We start from the raw sequence: 15,906 nt of genomic DNA, 5'->3' as shown, positions 1-15,906 counted from the left end.
TCAGCGTTTCTTGGTGAGCCATTCGGCGAGGACGGCGGCCTGGCTGTGGTCCACGTCCTTGGTGGCTGTCAGCAGCACGAGCTTGTCGTGCCCAGCAAGGTCACGCAGTTGCCCGGCTGCCTCGCGGTGCCCAGCATCGCGCAGTTCCGCCAAGTAGCGGCGACGGAACTCGGCGAAGCGGCTGGGCTCATGGCCGTACCACTTGCGCAGTTCGCTCGACGGCGCGATGTCACGCAGCCACTCGTCCAGATGCGCACTCTCCTTGCGCATGCCCCGGGGCCAGACCCGGTCCACGAGTACGCGCTTGCCATCCTGCGGCGAGGTCTCCTCGTAGACCCTGCGGTAGGCGATCTGTCTGACCATGACGGTGCCCTTCCAGATCGGTCGGCCGACCCGCCTGCGAGTGCGGATGTGGGCCCGTTCCCCTGCTGCGCAGGCGTACGTCTATGGCTCATTCATTTTATCGAGAGCCGAATCCGCAACAGGCCTGCATTGTGACGCACGCGGTGATCTTGATACGGGACCGGAGATTGTGGGCAGGCGCACGTGGTGTGCCCAGTCCGGCTCAGACGACCCCGCTGGCCGCCGCCCTCGCCGCGATCTTGCCTGACAGGAGAGAGCACTAAAGCGGCCGACTCACCCGCTCCTCCAACCACCGAGTGAGCCACTGCGACCACGCCGATCCCCGCCTCCCGCTGGGTCGGCAGTGCCACTGGTCACGTTCGAACAGCACCCTCGAGTGGCCTCAGCTGAATCAATGGTTTCGGGCCGGGCCGGGTGGTGGGACGGCAGCGGGTGAGCCGGCGCACCATGAGGCCGATCATCGCCCAGCGGATCATGGTCTCCGATCGTGCCGGGCTGGCCTCGTAGTCCCTGGCCAGGCGCCGGTGGGCGGTCAGCCATGAGAAGGTGCGCTCGACAGCCCACCGCTTCGGCTGGACCCGGAAGCCGCGCTGATCGGGATCCTTGCGGACGATCTCCAGTTCACGGCCAAGAGTCTGGGCCGCTCAATCGACCAGGCGGCCGGAGAAGCCCTGGTCGGCCCAGATCTTCGGCACGCCTGGGTGGGCGAGGCGAGTCCACAAGAGTGGGTGCCTCGCTCCGTCGCGGTCCTGGACGTTCGCCGCCACTACGTGGACTCCGAGAAGCCCAGGGCGTCGGTGAAATGCACGGTCAGTTCCGCGGTAGGCACCGGGCGCGGCGCACGCAGGGCCATCATCGCCGCGGCCCGCCGCCTGTTTTTCGAGAAGGGCTACTTCGCGACCCGGGCATGCCGATGGCGGATAGTTGGTCGATGTCCAGGAGCGGTGTTTCTGATCAGTGTCTGGTGGTTCTATCTGGGCTTATCAGTTTGCTGTGTTGGGTGTGGTCGGGTGGCGCGGGTGTTTCAGCTGGTGCTGGCGTGTGGGTGGTGGTCTTGCTGTGTGGGGTCTGGTCTGTGGTTTTGTCAGTTGGCGGGCTGGGTGATCAGGTCGTGTCACGTGCGGTGGCCGGTGTTCAGGTTGAGTGGTTGTTGGTATGGGGCGTGGTCCTACGTGTGCTGGGTGGTGACGCGGCAGGCGGGGCATGCTTTGGGGCTTCGGGGGCCGTAGCGGTGGTTGGGCGTGGCAGGCAGCGTGCAGGGGCCGATTTCCCAGGGTGGGCACTTCGGTTCTGCTGTGATGACGAGGCGTTCGCGGGGGGACAGGCGGAGGGCGATGGGTCTGGTGGGTTGGAGCAGGGTGTCGTGGGGGGGGGGTGTGGTCGAAGGTGTGCAGGCCGGTGGCGGAGGACGTCTCGCGTCGCGGGCGTGGGCTGCTGGTGTGGGGGCCTTCTTCGCCGTAGCGGCAGGAGCTGTCGAGTTCTTGTTTGGTGTAGGTGACCGGTTCGTCGTCGGGTGGGCCACCTCCCGGACGGGGTGTTGGTTTCGCTGGTGATCTCGTGCCAGCGCTTGACGTCGCGGGCCAGGGCCCACAGGTAGGAGGTGCGGTGGGGGTCGTGCCGGTTGCGGGGGCGTACGGGCAGGTGTTCGCCGTCGGCGCTGGTGACGTTGAGTTCGTCGAGCGGGGTGGCGTGTTCCTGTGGGATGCGCGGGGCGGGCAGGGACCAGCCGCTGTGCCACTTTCCGCATGCTCTGCCGTTTTCGGGACATGAGCGTTGGCTGGTGGGGGTGCATTTTCAGATCTGCAGGTGGCGGACGCCGCCGCGGATGATCTGGGCGAGGGGAGATGATGCGCTGCCAGGGCACGTCGTCGACGCGGGTCCTGGGGGCGCGGTCTATGAGGGCAGAGGTGGCGTCTGGGGTCACCCGCAGAGGTGCGATGTTGCGCTCGCGGGCTTTGGCGGATCGCCGGCGCACGGTACTGGCGGTGATGGGGGAGTGCTGGGCTTCCCATCCCACGCGTGCGCCGGCGCTGGTCACCAGCACGTCGGTGATCACCCGTCCGTCCTCGGATCGCGTTTCGGTCTGCACGTCCAGTCCGCGCCGCTGAAGCCGGTTGTGCAGCTGCTCGAAGGCCAGTCGTCCCGCGGTGTGCCATACGAAGCGTCCCATCGACCGACCGAGTCCGCGACGAGGGCTGAAGGCTCTGGCCAATGCCAGGGGGCCCGGGCTGGCCGCCCGGCCGCCGCCGCGACCGGTCCGTACGGGCTCGCCCGCGCCCGGCGGCCCCGCACCGGACGGTAACCACGCCGGGACTGACGAATAGTCAGTTCGCCTGGGGGCGGAGGACTCAGAGCCAGCCGCGGCGAGCGGCTTGCCAGGCGAGCTGCATCCGCGTGTCGGCGCCGGCGAGGGTCATCATGTGCTGGATGTGGCGTTGCACGGTGCGCCTGCTCAGCCCCATCTGACTCGCGATGGCCTTGTCGGCGACACCCGCCACGAGCAGCGAGAGCAGCCGGCGGTCGGTCTCGGTCAGCGGGTCGGCGTCGACGACCCCGTCGCTGCCCTCCACCCTCCGGACGCGCTGACGTTCAGCGGGACCGCGGTCTCCCAGTAGCGCTCGAAGAGTGAGATGAGCGCCTCCAGCAGGCTGCTGCCTCGCACCAGCGCGGCCGTCGCCACATGGGGACTGCCCTGGGGCCCACCGGGGACCAGCGGGCAGATGGCGATGGCGCGGTCGGCCACGGCCAGGCGCAGCGGCAGGTGCGGGACCGAGCGGGCCACCTCACCGGCGCGCACACCTTCCACGACGTTGTCGACGGCGCCCTCGTCGTCGAAGAAGGCCTGCTCGTACAGGACGCGGTAGCGCACCCCGCGGGCGAGGGCGTCGTACTCGGCGCGGTTGCTGCCCGAGGGCATCGCCACGTACTGCGCCTTGCAGAACCAGAGCATCTCGTGGCGCGCGTTGTCCTGCATCTGCCGCAGGTGCTGGCGCAGCGCCTCCGCTCCGGTGATGACCTCGATGAGCTGGCCGGGGTCGTGCCTGCGGCGCGTACTGCGGTAGCTGTCGAGGAGGTCGGTGACGGCGGTACGGGCCTTGTCGAGCGCGTCGGCGTTGCGCTGCAACCGCGGCAGCAGCGCCACGTCGGGCGGTACGGCCGCGTAGTGCAGCGGATCGCGGTCGGTGGTGCTGGCGAGGCCCTTGCCGCGCAGGGCTGCGAGGACGGCCTCGACGGAGTCGCGCGGGAGCCCGGTTTGGTCGGCGACCTCCTGGGCCGACGCGGTCGCGGTCCCGACCAGGAGCCGGTAGACCGTCTCCTCGATCGCCGTGAGACCTGCCGGCTCCAGCATGCCGTGCCCTCCTCGCCGCGGCCGCCCCGAGAAGCGGAACGGCCCGTTGAAGTTTGCACTGCGGGCCACGACCGGGCAAGCAAACGGCGGGTGCCAGGATTTCCGCCCGGGCCCCGCCGTCGTTCAGCCGTTCCGCGGGGCCGCCGTCACTGCCCCGAGGAGGGGCCGCGGTGCAGGTAGGCGCGGTCGACCGTCTGCCGCACGGTGTTGCCCGCGGCGTCCACCGCGGTTACCCGCAGGCTGACGTACGCGTCCCCGCGCACCCCCGACGGCCGTTCGACCGCGGCGGTGAACCGCGTGCCGCCGTGCCGCGCGGTGCGGGCGGTGTGCGCGGTGTGCCAGGTACGGCCGTCGTCGTACGACGCCTCGACCTTGAGCGTGACCCGCGCGGGGCGGCCAGGCCGTCCGGCATCCGTACGTTCAGACCCAGCGTGTGCGACCGGCGCGGACCCACCGCGTTGCGGAGGTCCACCGGCGCGCTGTAGTCGACCTGGAGCAGCGGCAGCAGCGTGGCCGTCGCCGCGGTGTCCGAGGTGAACGTCCAGGACGTCCTGGTGCCGGTGCCGAACTGCCAGTCGGCGGAGGTGCGGGCGGTGGTGAGGTCCAGCCGGTAGCCGGCCTTGCCCGCGGGCACCTCGAATCCGCCCCAGGCCCCGGTGTCGGACTGCGCCACGAGCCGGCCGTCGCGGTACACCTCGGCGTGGGCCACGTCGCTCGGGTCGCCCACCGCGGACACCGCGGCACCGGTGCCTACACCGCCACCCAGCGAGCTGGCCTCCGCGAACGACCAGTGGCCGGACTGGGAGTCGGTGAATTCCGGGATGTGCAGGGACAAGGTGTCGCCGTTGCGCACCGAGCCGGGCCAGCCCGTCACACCGTGCGGGATCGACGGGCGTACCGGCCCCGCGAACCACTTCTCCGCGGCGTGCTGTCCGGGCCGGTAGGTGCGGGCGGCGTCCTGCATGCCGACGCCCAGCGCGAGGTCGCGGTCCATGACGGTGTCGTGGTGCACGGTGTGGCTCCACAACGTGTCACCGGCCGTCACGTACTCGGTGCGCTGCTGTCCCACCGGCACGTCACGGGTGTACTGGTTCCAGGCGAACTCCTGGTAGGGGCGCCAGCCGAAACGCTGCTCGCTCCCCAGGCCGAGGCACCGGTGCGGGTGTAGGCGGCCTTCACCACCGCGCTGTTGCGTTCGCTGACCGTGTACACCAGCTTCTCGGGAACGCGCTGCTGGGACACCTGCATCACGTCGTACAGGTAGGGGCTCTTCACCGTGCCGGAGAACTCCACCGTGGTGGTGCGCTTACCGGCGCGCTTGAGCAGGTCGGTGCCCTCGGTCGAGCCGGCGCGCATGATCGGCAGCGCGAGGCGGTCGCCCTCCGGCTGCCAGCGCGTCCAGGGGAAGAAGCCCTCGGGCACGACGAGCATCAGCGCCTTGGCCCCGGCGTCCGCGGCGGCCTTCGCCAGCTCGGCGTCGTTACCGAAGTCGTAGCGGACGACAGCGAGCTTCCCGCGCACATGGGCGGCCCTGAAGTCCGCGGCGGTGCCCGCTCCGGCGTCCACCGCGGTCAGCCGGACGCCCTTGTCGTCGAAGACCGGTGAGGTCGGCAGGTAGTACGGGGCGAAGGGCGCCGAAGTGCCGGACACCTTCGCTCGCAACTGCGGGGCCGTCATCTGCCAGCGCGAGGCGAACTCGAAGGTGCCGTCGGTGACCTGCGCGGTCGGGCTGACGTAGATGCGCTTGGCGATGTCGAAGAACATCACGCCCTGGATCAGGCCGTGGCCCTCGATGCGCCGGTACGTCTGGTAGCTGAGGATCCCCCGTTGCTCAGCGGGCTCGGGCGTGCGGATCTGCACCTGGGTGACCTTGGAGGCGTCCAGCGTCACCGTGGTGTCCTTGGAGACCTTCACCTGCGGGTTGATCACCTCGACCAGTTCCTGGCCGTCCGAGGCGTTGTCCAAAGTGCTGAAGTCGACCTGGTAGGTGCCCTCCTCGACGACGGCGACCGCGGGGTCGGCGCTGGTGTACGAGACGAAGCCGTCCTGGCCCCAGATCGTCGGCAGCCAGCCCGGCAGCACCTTGCCCGCGCGGTCGCGGGCGATCACGGTGAGCCGGTGCAGCGGCGCGTGCACGACCAGGGAGAGCGTGGTGTGGGCGAGGACGGTGCCGTCCGCGCCGGTCGCGGTGGCGTAGCCGTAGTAGGCGCCGCGCCTGGCGTCCTTCGCGTCGGTGCTCAGCGGCACGTCGGCGGAGGCACCGGGGGCGAGGTGGACGGTGCTCGCGCCGGGCGCGACGACACCGGCCGTCAGGGCCACGCCGTCGGAGTTGGCCAGGGCCACGCTCAGCTTCAGGTCCACTGCCTTGTCACCGGCGTTGGTGTAGTGCAGGGTCGCCGACTGCTGCTTGCCGCCGCCCACCTGGACGGCGGGCAGCAGCACGCTGCCGGTGGCCGTGACCGCGCCCATGGCCGCGGCGACGTCGATCCGGCCGCCGCCCTGCTCGGTCGCCTTCGTGCCCGGCACGGTGTGCGCGGTGCTGATCAGCGCGTCCTTCAACTGCTGACCGGTCCAGCCGGGGTGCTGCTGCGCGATCAGCGCGACGGCACCCGCCACGTGCGGGGTCGCCATCGAGGTGCCGGACGCCGCCGTGTAGTTCGCGTCGACCGGGTCGCCCATGGTGGTGCCGGACGCGCGCGCGGCGACGATGCCGACGCCGGGGGCTGTCACGTCGGGCTTGACGGCCTTGTCGCCGAGGCGCGGACCGCGGCTGGAGAAGGAGGCCAGGGAGTCGTCGCGGTCCACGGCGCCCACCGTCAGCGCGGCGTCGGCCGCACCGGGCGAACCGATCGTGGAGTCCCCGCTCTGGCCCGCGTTGCCCGCCGCGACGACGAAGAGGGTGTCGCCGGAGGCGGACAGCGTGTTGAGGGCCTGGCTCATCGGGTCGGTGCCGTCGGTCGGCTCGTCGGAGCCGAGGCTCATGTTGACGACCTTGGCGTGCTCGGCGGCCGCCCACTCCATGCCGTCGATGACCTGCGACTCCGAGCCGTAGCCGTCATCGCCGAGCACCTTGCCGATCAGCAGCTCCGCCTTCGGCGCCACACCCTTGCGGGAACCGGAGGACGCCGCGCCCGTACCGCCGACGATCGACGCCACGTGCGTGCCGTGCCCGAAGTGGTCCACGGTGTTCCCGCTGCCCGAGAAGTCCTTCGACTCCGCGATCCGGCCCGCCAGATCGGGGTGGGCGGCGTCCACGCCGGTGTCCAGCACGGCCACCTTCACGCCCTGGCCCTCGTACCCGGCCTTCCACGCCGCAGGCGCGTTGATCTGCGCCGTGCTGCGGTCCAGCACCGGCGCGACCCGGCCGTCCAGCCACACCCGCGGCGTCGCGGCGGCGCGGGCGGTGCCCTCGGTGCCGCCCGGGTTCAAGGCCTTCCAGAAGGCGCCGAGGTCGTCGTCCGCGACGCGCAGCGACCGCGCGCCGATACTGGCGAGGGTCCGCGCCGGGGCCGATGCCTCGTTGAACGCGGCGACCCGGTCCGCGACGGCCGCCGCGGCCTTCTCGCTCTTCGCGGTCGTCCGGGCCACGCCGCCGCGCGGGGAGGCGGAGACGATCAGCGGCAGCGCGGAGGTGCCGCCCTCGTCGTAGCCCTGGGCGATCAGGGCGGACACGTCGAACAGACGCCGGTCCAGCGTCCCGGCGGAGACCAGGTCCACGGCGTCCGACGGCAGCACCGTCAGGTCGCCGCCGTCCTCCTGGTACGTGCGGAAGACGATGCCCTCACGGCCGGGTCCCGGCTCGACCGAGGCGGCGCGGCGGCCGTCGGCCCCCGGCGTCACCGTCACGCGGTCGCCGGTCACCAGGCGTACGGTCACGGGCGGCGCGCCCTGGCCGCCGGCGGGTCGCGCCGCGGTGTCCTGGGGCGTCCGGGCGGAGGCGGCCGGCACGCCTCCGGCGGCCAGCAGCAATCCTGTCGATATCGCCGCCGTCAGGCGGATCCATGCCATCAGCCAAGCACCTCTCGTACAGCTGGGAGTGACGCGCTGTCCGACAGAATCTGCTGTGGCGGTGAGCATGTCACCGGCCTTTGGTGTCACACCTGCGACATGTCTCAACGGCGCCACGGGGTGCGGCCGTGGCCCCCGTAAGGTGTCAGCGCGGCATTCTGCCGTGGGAGCGGGCGCCCAGGCCGCCGCGCCGCGGATGCCCAGGCGCGCCAACTCCGCCCGCAGCGCACGGACGCCGTGCTGGGTACGGGACTTGACCGTCCCGCGCGGAACGCCCAGCTGTGCGGCGACGTCCTCGCCCGCCTGGCCCATGACGTGGACGCGGACCACCGCTTCGCGGTGCGCGGGGCGAGCGCGCGCGGGGCGCCGACCAGGACGGAGCGGTCTTCCACGGCGCCGGCATGGTCGCGCACGGGCGCGAGCGCGGTGCCCGCGAAGTCGGCGGCGGTGCCCCCCACCGGTACGGAGCGTGCGATCTCTCGGTTTTGGGACAGTGGGGTGAGAGACAGTGGGGGCTGGGTGTGTTGTTGCTGGTCGGTGGCGGTTTCGAGGCGTGGGGCCACTGTCTTGGGCGTGAGAGAGCTGCGGGGCATTGCTGTTCTGGGGCGTTATTGCATGAGGGGTGACGCTGTCTCAGTTTCGTGAGTTCTGATCCCCTGGCCGGTGGGTGTTGGTGTGCTCGGGGGGTGGATCAGGGAGAGCAGGTTCTGGCCCCGGAAGGGGCGGGTGGTGATTCGAGTGGGGCTTTGCCGGCTGTGTCGGTTCGGGCGTTGCGGGGGCCGGCGGTGCGCCGTCTGCTGGCCCTGCGGCGGGAGGGGAACCTCACCACTGGGCAGGTGAGGTCGGCGGCGGACGTGCTGGGGGTGCGGGAGCGTGCGGTGTGGCGGTGGCTGGCGGCCGCCGAGCGGGACGAGGCTGCGGCCCGGGCACCGGGGGAGCGGGCTGCGTATCCGGGGCGGTTCACGGTTACTGATGAGGTCCGGGCTCTGCTGGGGCTGTGGAAGGGCAACGTCGCGGCGGTGCATCGTGAGCTGACCGCTCGCGCGGCCAGGGGCGAGGGCGAGTCTCCTCCGTCGATCCCGACGCTGCACCGGGCGATCCGCCGTGATCTGACGCCGGGGGAGCGGGCCGGGCTTGCAGGTGGGGAGCGGGCGGCGCGCAAGCATGATGTGTTCCTGGCCCGGCTGCGGGGCTGGCGGAACCAGGTGTGGGAGACCGACCACGTCCAGGCGGCGGTGCTGGTCGACGTCGACGGCCATGCCCGCAGGCCGTGGATCACCTGGTTCACCGACTGCGCCACCAACGCGATCACCGGCGTTGCCGTCACGCCCGGGCATCCGTCGCGGGAGTCGGTACTCGCTGCGCTGCGCTCCGCCGTGCTGCGCGAGGACCCCTACGGCCCGTTCGGCGGCGTGCCCGAGAAGGTACGGGTGGACCGTGGCAAGGACTTCCTGTCCCGGACGGTGACCGCAGCGTTCGATCTCCTGGACGTGACGGTGGAGGACCTGCCCGCCTACACCCCCCACCTCAAGGGCACCGTGGAGGGCCTGAACCGTGCGGTGGAGAGCATGTTCCTGGCCGCGCTGCCCGGCTACGCCCGCCAGCCGTGCCCCGGCAAACGCTCCTTCCGTCCGAAGGACGAAGTGCTGCTGGGCTTCGAGGACTTCACCACCCAGCTTCTGGCCTGGACGCTCTGGTGGAACACCGAGCACCGCCCGGCGCCGTTGCGGGGCAAGACTCCGCTTCAGGCGTGGCAGGACGATCCCACCCCGCTGCGGGACGTGCCGCCGCGGATCTGTGGACGTTCACCCTGGAGGACGCCGGTACTCGCATGCTGACCACCCGCGGCATCCGTTTCAGGAGACGCGCGACTACGTGGGGCCGTGGATGACCGGCCAGGCCGGTATCCAGGTCCGGATCCGCTTCATGCCCCACCACGACCACCGCATCGAGGTCTACCACGCCGCCACTGGCCGCTACCTCGGTCCCGCGGACCTGGCCGATCAGGCCACCGAGGAACAGGTCAGTGCCGTACGGAAAACGCGGGCCGCCCGTGCGCGCCGCCTGAAGAAGGACCTGGAGGCCTCGCAGCGCGAGCGCTATGCCGCCGCTACCCAGGCCGAGCCCCCTCGGCGGCTCGGCGCGCTGACCACCGCGCAGGTCGAGGCCGAACTCGCCCAGCCTGCTGAATCCGACCTCGCGCAGCTCGCGATGCCGGACGTCATCCCGCACGCCGCACCCCCGGCCGACTGGCGCACCCGCCCTCTCTGGCCGCGCCGGCCCGCCCCGCCCGCTCCCGCCAGGCCGTGACTCCGCCCCTGCAGTCCCCGACGGCCCGGCCGGACGGGCCGTACCCTCCACCACCGCTGAAGACGGAGACGCCTCGTGACCGCGGCCACCTACCAGTACGTCGACCTGCCCGACGCCTCCGTGGTCACCACCCGCGCCCTGCTCACTGCCCGGGAGAACATCACCGACACGGTCGCTGCCCGCGCGATGATGTGCATCCATGGCGGCGCCGGCTTCGGCAAGACCCTCGCCGTCAATACCTGCTTGCGCGGACTCGAACCCGGTGAGGACGTCCGAAAGATCACCTTCCGTGCCCGTCCCACGGCCCGCGCGGTGCGCTACGAACTGTTCACCGCGCTCGACCTGGCCGGGGAGCCACCGCGTCACCCCAGCGAGTTCGACCGTCTGCTGAAGACGGCCCTGGCCGAACGCTCCCGTACCTTCCTCGTCGACGAGGCCCAGTGGCCAGGCGGGGAGGCGTTCGAATACTTCCGCTACCTCTGGGACGAACCCTCAACCCAGCTCGCCATCATTTTCGTCGGTGGCGCGGGCTGCCACACCGTGCTGCGCCGCGAACCGATGCTCTCCTCCCGCATCTTCATCTGGCAGCAGTTCACGCGCCTCACACCCGACGAGGTCCTGGAGGTGATCCCGCTGTTCCACCCGGTCTGGGCTGACGCCGACCCCGAGGACATCGCCTTCGCCGATCAGCACGCCGCGCACGGCAACTTCCGCGCCCGGCCCAGCTGACCGCCCACACCCGTACCGCACTGGCCCGTACGGGACGTGCCCGCGTCGACCAGGAGCTGCTGCGCTGGGCCTTCAGCCGCCTCGCCTGACCACACCGTCCATGCCTCCTGCTCCGCCGCTGCCGTCCGTCACCGTGGTTCTCGACCGTCATGACGACGTGCTGCACACGCACACCGCTCTGGCCGCCCACCATCCGCCGTCCGGCCGGATCACCCTGCACCCCGGCCCGGGCACCACCAGCGAAACCGGCCTCGCCCACGACCTTCTCGTCGCCCTGGGTAAACCGCCCTGCTCCCGGGCCGCTTTCCCGGCGGTCGTCAGCCCGCCTGGGAAGCCGCCACTGCCTGGCTGACCGCCCTGCCCGTCACCAGGCTGACCGTCCTGCGCGCTCACCGCCTCACTGCCCGCCGCACGATGCGCCTCCTGCAGCTACATGCCTTCGCTGGTATCCACCTGACCCTGGTCTGCCACCGCCCTCACCTTCCCGCCGCTCTGCATCAGGCCCTGCGGACGGTCGACTACTCCGTCACCGCCGACTTCGCGGCCGCCCGCCGCCACTACTACGGCACGCCTATCGCCGAACCCCCGCCCCCAGACGAGCCCGCCGCGCCGCCAGCCGGTGGCTCACCCTGCCGGCACTGGAACGCCTCGTCTCCTACGACAGCCCCCGCCCCTGCGCCGACCCGTGCACGCCACCGCCGATCGCCTGGCGGCACCGCCCACCACCCGTGCCTCTCACCGCGCCCACCGCCCAGCGAGTCGCCCACCGGCTTCACACAGCGACCGCACATCCCAGCCTGGCCGCGACCCTCACCGCTGCTCTGTTCACCGGCGCCTCTCTGCAACAACTTGCCACCGCCCGCCCCCGCGACTACGACGACGCCGCAGCCACGCCCGCCCTGCACGACCGCGCCCGTTACACCGACGGCTGCGCCGCCTACCCCGTACCGCCGTGGGCGGGCATCTTCCCGCGGGCCGCGGCCTGCTTCGCCCGGCTCCTATCCGGCGAGGACGAGGAACTGCTCGCCACGCCAGGAGACCGCGCACACCTGCTGCGCGTGGCCGAGACGGCCAGGCTGCGCCCGCCTCAGCCGCCCGCGGCCCGCCGCAAAGGCCCGGCGGCCGTATGGAATGGGACTGGCGCGAGCGGCAGGAAGCCGAGAGGTACGAAGCGATGCCAGCCAGGCGCGTCAGGCCCTCGCGACGCTGAACACCCTGACGCGGTTACGCGACGGGGCAGGCTCAGCCGATCGAGAAGTCAGCGAACTCGACGTCGCTGAAAGAGACATGCAGACCGTGGGCCCGGCGGCCCCGATCGCGAAAGTGAGCGTGTCCCAGCGCCCGGGCCAGGATCACCGTCTGCTGCTGCTCGCCTGCGCCGGCGTCCCGGGCGGCGAACAGCTCCGGGCGACCTCTCCTGACAGGTCCTGGGTGATCCACCGCACCCGCGGATCGTCCGACGACCCTGCTGGCGCGGCGAACCCGAATCGCGCCCTGGTGTGGAAGACGAACCCGTTAGCTTCGGCTTGTGCACGCCGACGGGCCGTACACGGGGCTGCCACCGCGCCAGGACCGCTTCCTCGATCGCCCGGACATGCAGCGAACCCGGCGGACGTCGCGCTCCGGGCCTCTTCGTCACCCACCGCTGCACGGTGCGCTGCGACACCCCCAGCACGACGGCCACCTTCCGGGTGGAACCCTTGTGCGTCGCCAGCAGAAACCGCAGACGGGCCTCGGTGCTCGAGGGAACGGGCCGGGTGCGCAACGCCTGCTCCAGCCCCTGCTCGATCTGCCCCATGTCCGCCTCCCCCAGCGGCCAGCCGACAGGGCCAGCCCCGCAGCCCGTGGCGTCAGTTCTCCCACACCGTCCGCCCCTGACTACCGGTTCCGGCGTAGCCGATGACAGCACCAGCTGTCATCGGCTACGCACGCCCCACCGCCGTCAATTACGCCCAGCGCATCCCGATCGCGGACAACTGCTCCACGCGTTCCGGTGACAGCGTGGCGGCCCTACTGCGCTGGTTCCCGATCCATGCACCAAGCCGGAGCTGCCGTTCCTTCTGGTCCTCGCCCCTACCGCCGTCTCCATCGCCACCGCTGAGGACGATCGTCTCGACGTGCTTCCTCGGCACCCGAAGGTGTCCTCGCGCTCGTAGAACTGCTTGGCGGCCGCGTAGTTCATCGCCCATTTGTCGGCCTGCGTACGGCGCGGCTGTGGTTTCTCGTCCTCGGTGGCGGGCTCGATGCCGAGGATGTGCTCACACATCCACTGCTGCACGGCTGTGAGCTCGTCCCAGCCCAGCCGGACCGAGCGCACCCACCGGCCCAGATCCTCGCCCTGGTGCACGATCCCACCCGGCGACATGGGCAGCTCGCCGCCGGCCTCCAGGTGCAGCCGGACCAGATGGAAGGCGCGCTGCCACCCACCGGCCAGGCCGGGCACCACGACGGGTCGATCTCCTCCAACTGCTCGCGCCGCTCCTCCGACAGCGCGCCGGCTACCGACTCCACCGGCAGTCCCTCGGCACGCCGCTGCTCGATCTCGGCAGCCTTCCGGGCCGCGGCCCTGGCGTTCTTCAGCCAGATGCCTACCCGGTAGCCCTGGTAGGTGGCGTCCAGCGGTGCCAGGAGATGCCCGTTTTCCGCAGCCCACCCGCGCGCGGCGGCCAGGCCCTCTTCCCATGCGACGTCGAAGTGCGACCACACCATGCCCAGCTTCTCAACTGCTGGACGCGGTCCTCGTCCATATCGCCGCGGGCATAGAACCTTCTTGCGTCGGCGATCCATTGCCCGAGGGGGAACCCGGCGAGCGCGGCCGGCCACCCCTCGACCTTGGCCTCCTGGTCGTCGCCGCCGGGCACGCGGTACGTGAACGGGACCTTCAGGCCGCCGTGGAGCCGGTTGTAGATGACGGCGGCCTCGATGCCGCGCCGCCAGTGCTCATGCTCAGGGTTGAGGACCCGCAGTTTGATGAACGCCGCCAGCTGCGCGGGGTCACGCGGCGTGGAGAACTCAGCAGATGCCGGGCCGGAGCCGACGGCCCAGACCCCTTCCTCTCCCCCTCGCCTCGGCCCTCCTGACCCCCGCTGCGGCTTTGAACGCCCCTGACACGGCTCTGAGCCTGCTGCTGCGCCAGAGCCTCCACCACTCGGGCGTCATGCGCCCTGAGCGCTTCCAGCAGCTTCGCCAACCCCCCGAACGCCCGCGAGGTCAGCATGTTGTCCACCGTCTCGCCGGGCCCGAGCAGGACCGGCACCACGAGGGATGCGACCTTGCCCTCGCCGGGCTGCATCCGCAGCGCCCGGCCCACGGCCTGGACGAGGTCAGGCATGGAACCGCGCACGTCGGCCCAGTAGACGGAGTCACAGTTCTTGGTGTCGACGCCCTCGCCCAGCACCTTCACCGACCCCAGGAACCCCTTCTCCACGACCGTGCCATCCGTGGCGATCCCGGCCGCGAACTCCGCAAGAACCCGCCGCCGGTGGTTCGGCTTGTGATCGCCGCACAACCAGTTGGCCCAGATCGTCTTCGGGTACAGCTCAGGGTCGGCGGCATGCAGCTGCGCGGCCACATCGGGAAGGCGGCTGCGAACGCCTCGGCCTCCTTGACGACGTGGTGGAAGACCAGCGTCCTGCGGAACCCTTCCTCGGCCGACGCCTTCACCAGCGCCGTCTGCAGCGCCGCGAGCCGCGCCCCACGCACCTCATCCGAGCGGCCCGCAGCCCCCAGCAACTGGGCGGCCTGGAGCTGGGTGTCGGTGATGTCCACGCACACCACCTGATAGGCGCGCAGATTCCCCCGGTCGATCGCCTCCGACAGCGTCAGGGTGAAACACCTGGCGCCGAACGGCCCCTCCGGGTCGTCCTCCATGCTCGCCACCAGCTCGCCCGGCGCGCCCTGCTCGGAGTCCCCGTCCAACTGCCACAGCCGGGGCGTGGCCGTCATGTACAGGCGGCGCAGGGACGGGATGCGGGTGTTGTCGTGGACGACCGCCCACGGCTTCCCGATCCGGCCCGAACACCGGTGCGCCTCATCGACCACGATCAGGTCCCAGCCCGGCAGGCCGGCCTTGTGGGCCCGCTCCAGCGTGCCCAGCCCCAGCGAGGCGTACGTGGCGAACACCGTGACCTTGTCGAACGGCCTCACCCAGTCGACCAGCTCGCCCACGTCCGTGGTGTTGGGGAAGGACACCTCCTCACCCCGCAGCGAGGACACCCCGACCATCGGGCCCGTGCGGCCTCCTCGCGCCACGCGGCCTCGGTCTGGGCAAGCAGATCCAGGAGGGAACGAGCACCAGCACGCGCCCTGCACGGGCTCCTCAAGCGCTGTGGGTGGCCACGAGTGTCTTGCCCGTTCCGGTTGCCATGATCACCTGAGTGCGGAGCCCCGCTCAGGCACAGTGGATCTTGCAGGGAATTCGAGCGCCCGGAGCACTGCGCCCACGGCTTCTCGCTGATGAGGACGAAGTACCTTCATAGCCATTCGCTCTACTCTCCTGCGAGCCGGACGACAGCTCTCACACACCAAGGCGCGAGCAACTAGCCTGTCGCCAACGGATATTCGCCCAAATTGCCCACCGAGACACCGGATCCACACCTCCGATGCGGGACAAGATGACCCCCCGTGCAGCGGGTCACAGATTCCCAGAACCTCTGGAGCCGTCTGATTCCCAGAGAGTCTATCGCAGACTAAAAAATGAAGCAGATGTCCTGGAGAATCGACACGGAAGCCGCGGGTACTCCGCATTCATCACTGTCCAATCACAGCCCAGCCTGCCGGGGAGAGCCATGGCGCAGAAGACTGATGACAACAAAGGCAACCGGTTCTGCAAGGCCTGCGGCACGCCGCCGAAGATGGGAAACTCTGCAAGCACTGCGTGCGCCGTCCTGGACCTCCCTGACAGTGCAGGGCTGACCAAGACCAAGGTGCAGCAGTACGCCGCGACTTCGAAGGCCCACTCAGCAGCAAAAACAAGGGTGAGCAGTACGGCAGAAGCGAAAAACCCCGACTGCTGAACAGCGCGCCCTGGGTACACGGCTCCGCATGGCACCGAAGATTGAACGTATCCAGTTCCTGCGGGCCGTGCGGCAGCTGCATCGCGTCCGCTCCTTCTACGCCGTGGGTGTCCTGCTGTGGGCGGGCTCTGC

General features: G+C 70.7%; 13 protein-coding genes and 2 pseudogenes. 4 read left to right on the top strand and 11 right to left on the bottom strand.

What is annotated here, in order from left to right:
* The 5 genes and pseudogenes from N8I84_RS00050 to N8I84_RS00040 form a co-directional block, all read right to left on the bottom strand.
* On the bottom strand, positions 1-363 hold the full coding sequence (locus N8I84_RS00050) for a DUF488 domain-containing protein (RefSeq protein ID WP_263227197.1): 363 nt from the start codon (positions 361-363) through the stop codon (positions 1-3).
* 353 nt (positions 364-716) lie between these two features.
* Positions 717-983 (bottom strand): transposase, encoded by a 267-nt coding sequence (locus tag N8I84_RS42615; RefSeq protein WP_313884337.1) that lies wholly within the window; start codon positions 981-983, stop codon positions 717-719.
* A 1,728-nt stretch (positions 984-2,711) separates the two neighbouring features.
* Positions 2,712-3,712 (bottom strand): annotated as a pseudogene (locus tag N8I84_RS00045) (helix-turn-helix domain-containing protein).
* 229 nt (positions 3,713-3,941) lie between these two features.
* Entirely contained in the window at positions 3,942-4,787 is an 846-nt protein-coding gene (locus N8I84_RS42605; RefSeq protein ID WP_313884215.1) for a hypothetical protein, read from the bottom strand.
* Complete coding sequence (locus tag N8I84_RS00040) at positions 4,754-7,720, bottom strand: S8 family peptidase (RefSeq protein ID WP_313884214.1); 2,967 nt, start codon at positions 7,718-7,720, stop codon at positions 4,754-4,756. The genes N8I84_RS42605 and N8I84_RS00040 overlap by 34 nt, the downstream gene beginning before the upstream one ends.
* A 785-nt stretch (positions 7,721-8,505) precedes the next feature.
* Here N8I84_RS00040 and N8I84_RS00035 point away from each other — a divergent pair.
* The 3 genes and pseudogenes from N8I84_RS00035 to N8I84_RS00020 all read left to right on the top strand — a co-directional run bounded on the left by N8I84_RS00035 (position 8,506) and on the right by N8I84_RS00020 (position 11,111).
* A pseudogene (locus N8I84_RS00035) lies at positions 8,506-10,030 on the top strand (transposase).
* A 75-nt stretch (positions 10,031-10,105) separates the two neighbouring features.
* Positions 10,106-10,759: an ATP-binding protein gene (locus tag N8I84_RS00025; protein ID WP_263227191.1), complete on the top strand. Its 654-nt coding sequence runs from the start codon at positions 10,106-10,108 to the stop codon at positions 10,757-10,759.
* A gap of 100 nt (positions 10,760-10,859) precedes the next feature.
* Positions 10,860-11,111, top strand: a complete 252-nt coding sequence (locus N8I84_RS00020) for a hypothetical protein (protein WP_263227189.1) — start codon at positions 10,860-10,862, stop codon at positions 11,109-11,111.
* Between the two features lie 906 nt (positions 11,112-12,017).
* Here the strand turns inward: N8I84_RS00020 and N8I84_RS00015 are convergent.
* From N8I84_RS00015 to N8I84_RS42580, 6 genes are all read right to left on the bottom strand, one after another.
* On the bottom strand, positions 12,018-12,557 hold the full coding sequence (locus tag N8I84_RS00015; protein WP_263227187.1) for a helix-turn-helix domain-containing protein: 540 nt from the start codon (positions 12,555-12,557) through the stop codon (positions 12,018-12,020).
* 148 nt (positions 12,558-12,705) lie between these two features.
* Entirely contained in the window at positions 12,706-12,891 is a 186-nt protein-coding gene (locus N8I84_RS42600) for a helicase associated domain-containing protein (RefSeq protein WP_313884213.1), read from the bottom strand.
* Between the two features lie 46 nt (positions 12,892-12,937).
* The gene (locus N8I84_RS42595) at positions 12,938-13,465 is read right to left on the bottom strand and encodes a helicase associated domain-containing protein (protein ID WP_313884336.1); all 528 of its coding nucleotides are present in this window, start codon (positions 13,463-13,465) and stop codon (positions 12,938-12,940) included.
* Entirely contained in the window at positions 13,348-13,644 is a 297-nt protein-coding gene (locus N8I84_RS42590) for a helicase associated domain-containing protein (protein WP_313884335.1), read from the bottom strand. The genes N8I84_RS42595 and N8I84_RS42590 overlap by 118 nt, the downstream gene beginning before the upstream one ends.
* Entirely contained in the window at positions 13,641-14,267 is a 627-nt protein-coding gene (locus N8I84_RS42585; RefSeq protein ID WP_313884212.1) for a helicase-related protein, read from the bottom strand. The genes N8I84_RS42590 and N8I84_RS42585 overlap by 4 nt, the downstream gene beginning before the upstream one ends.
* Entirely contained in the window at positions 14,159-14,983 is an 825-nt protein-coding gene (locus N8I84_RS42580; protein ID WP_313884211.1) for a DEAD/DEAH box helicase family protein, read from the bottom strand. The genes N8I84_RS42585 and N8I84_RS42580 overlap by 109 nt, the downstream gene beginning before the upstream one ends.
* Before the next feature lie 563 nt (positions 14,984-15,546).
* Here N8I84_RS42580 and N8I84_RS00005 point away from each other — a divergent pair.
* On the top strand, positions 15,547-15,774 hold the full coding sequence (locus N8I84_RS00005; protein WP_263227186.1) for a hypothetical protein: 228 nt from the start codon (positions 15,547-15,549) through the stop codon (positions 15,772-15,774).
* Positions 15,775-15,906 lie beyond the last annotated feature (132 nt).

Origin of the sequence: Streptomyces cynarae (assembly GCF_025642135.1) — a bacterium.
Taxonomy (GTDB): Bacteria; Actinomycetota; Actinomycetes; order Streptomycetales; family Streptomycetaceae; genus Streptomyces; species Streptomyces cynarae.
This window is presented reverse-complemented; position numbering and strand designations above follow the sequence as displayed.

Excerpts from the sequence above, each read along its gene's own strand:
- N8I84_RS00050 (WP_263227197.1), bottom strand. The coding sequence starts at position 363 with ATGGTCAGACAGATCGCCTACCGCAGGGTCTACGAGGAGACCTCGCCG.
- N8I84_RS00040 (WP_313884214.1), bottom strand. The coding sequence starts at position 7,720 with ATGGCATGGATCCGCCTGACGGCGGCGATATCGACAGGATTGCTGCTG.
- N8I84_RS00020 (WP_263227189.1), top strand. The coding sequence starts at position 10,860 with ATGCCTCCTGCTCCGCCGCTGCCGTCCGTCACCGTGGTTCTCGACCGT.
- N8I84_RS00015 (WP_263227187.1), bottom strand. The coding sequence starts at position 12,557 with ATGGGGCAGATCGAGCAGGGGCTGGAGCAGGCGTTGCGCACCCGGCCC.
- N8I84_RS42580 (WP_313884211.1), bottom strand. The coding sequence starts at position 14,983 with ATGGTCGGGGTGTCCTCGCTGCGGGGTGAGGAGGTGTCCTTCCCCAAC.
- N8I84_RS00005 (WP_263227186.1), top strand. The coding sequence starts at position 15,547 with ATGGCGCAGAAGACTGATGACAACAAAGGCAACCGGTTCTGCAAGGCC.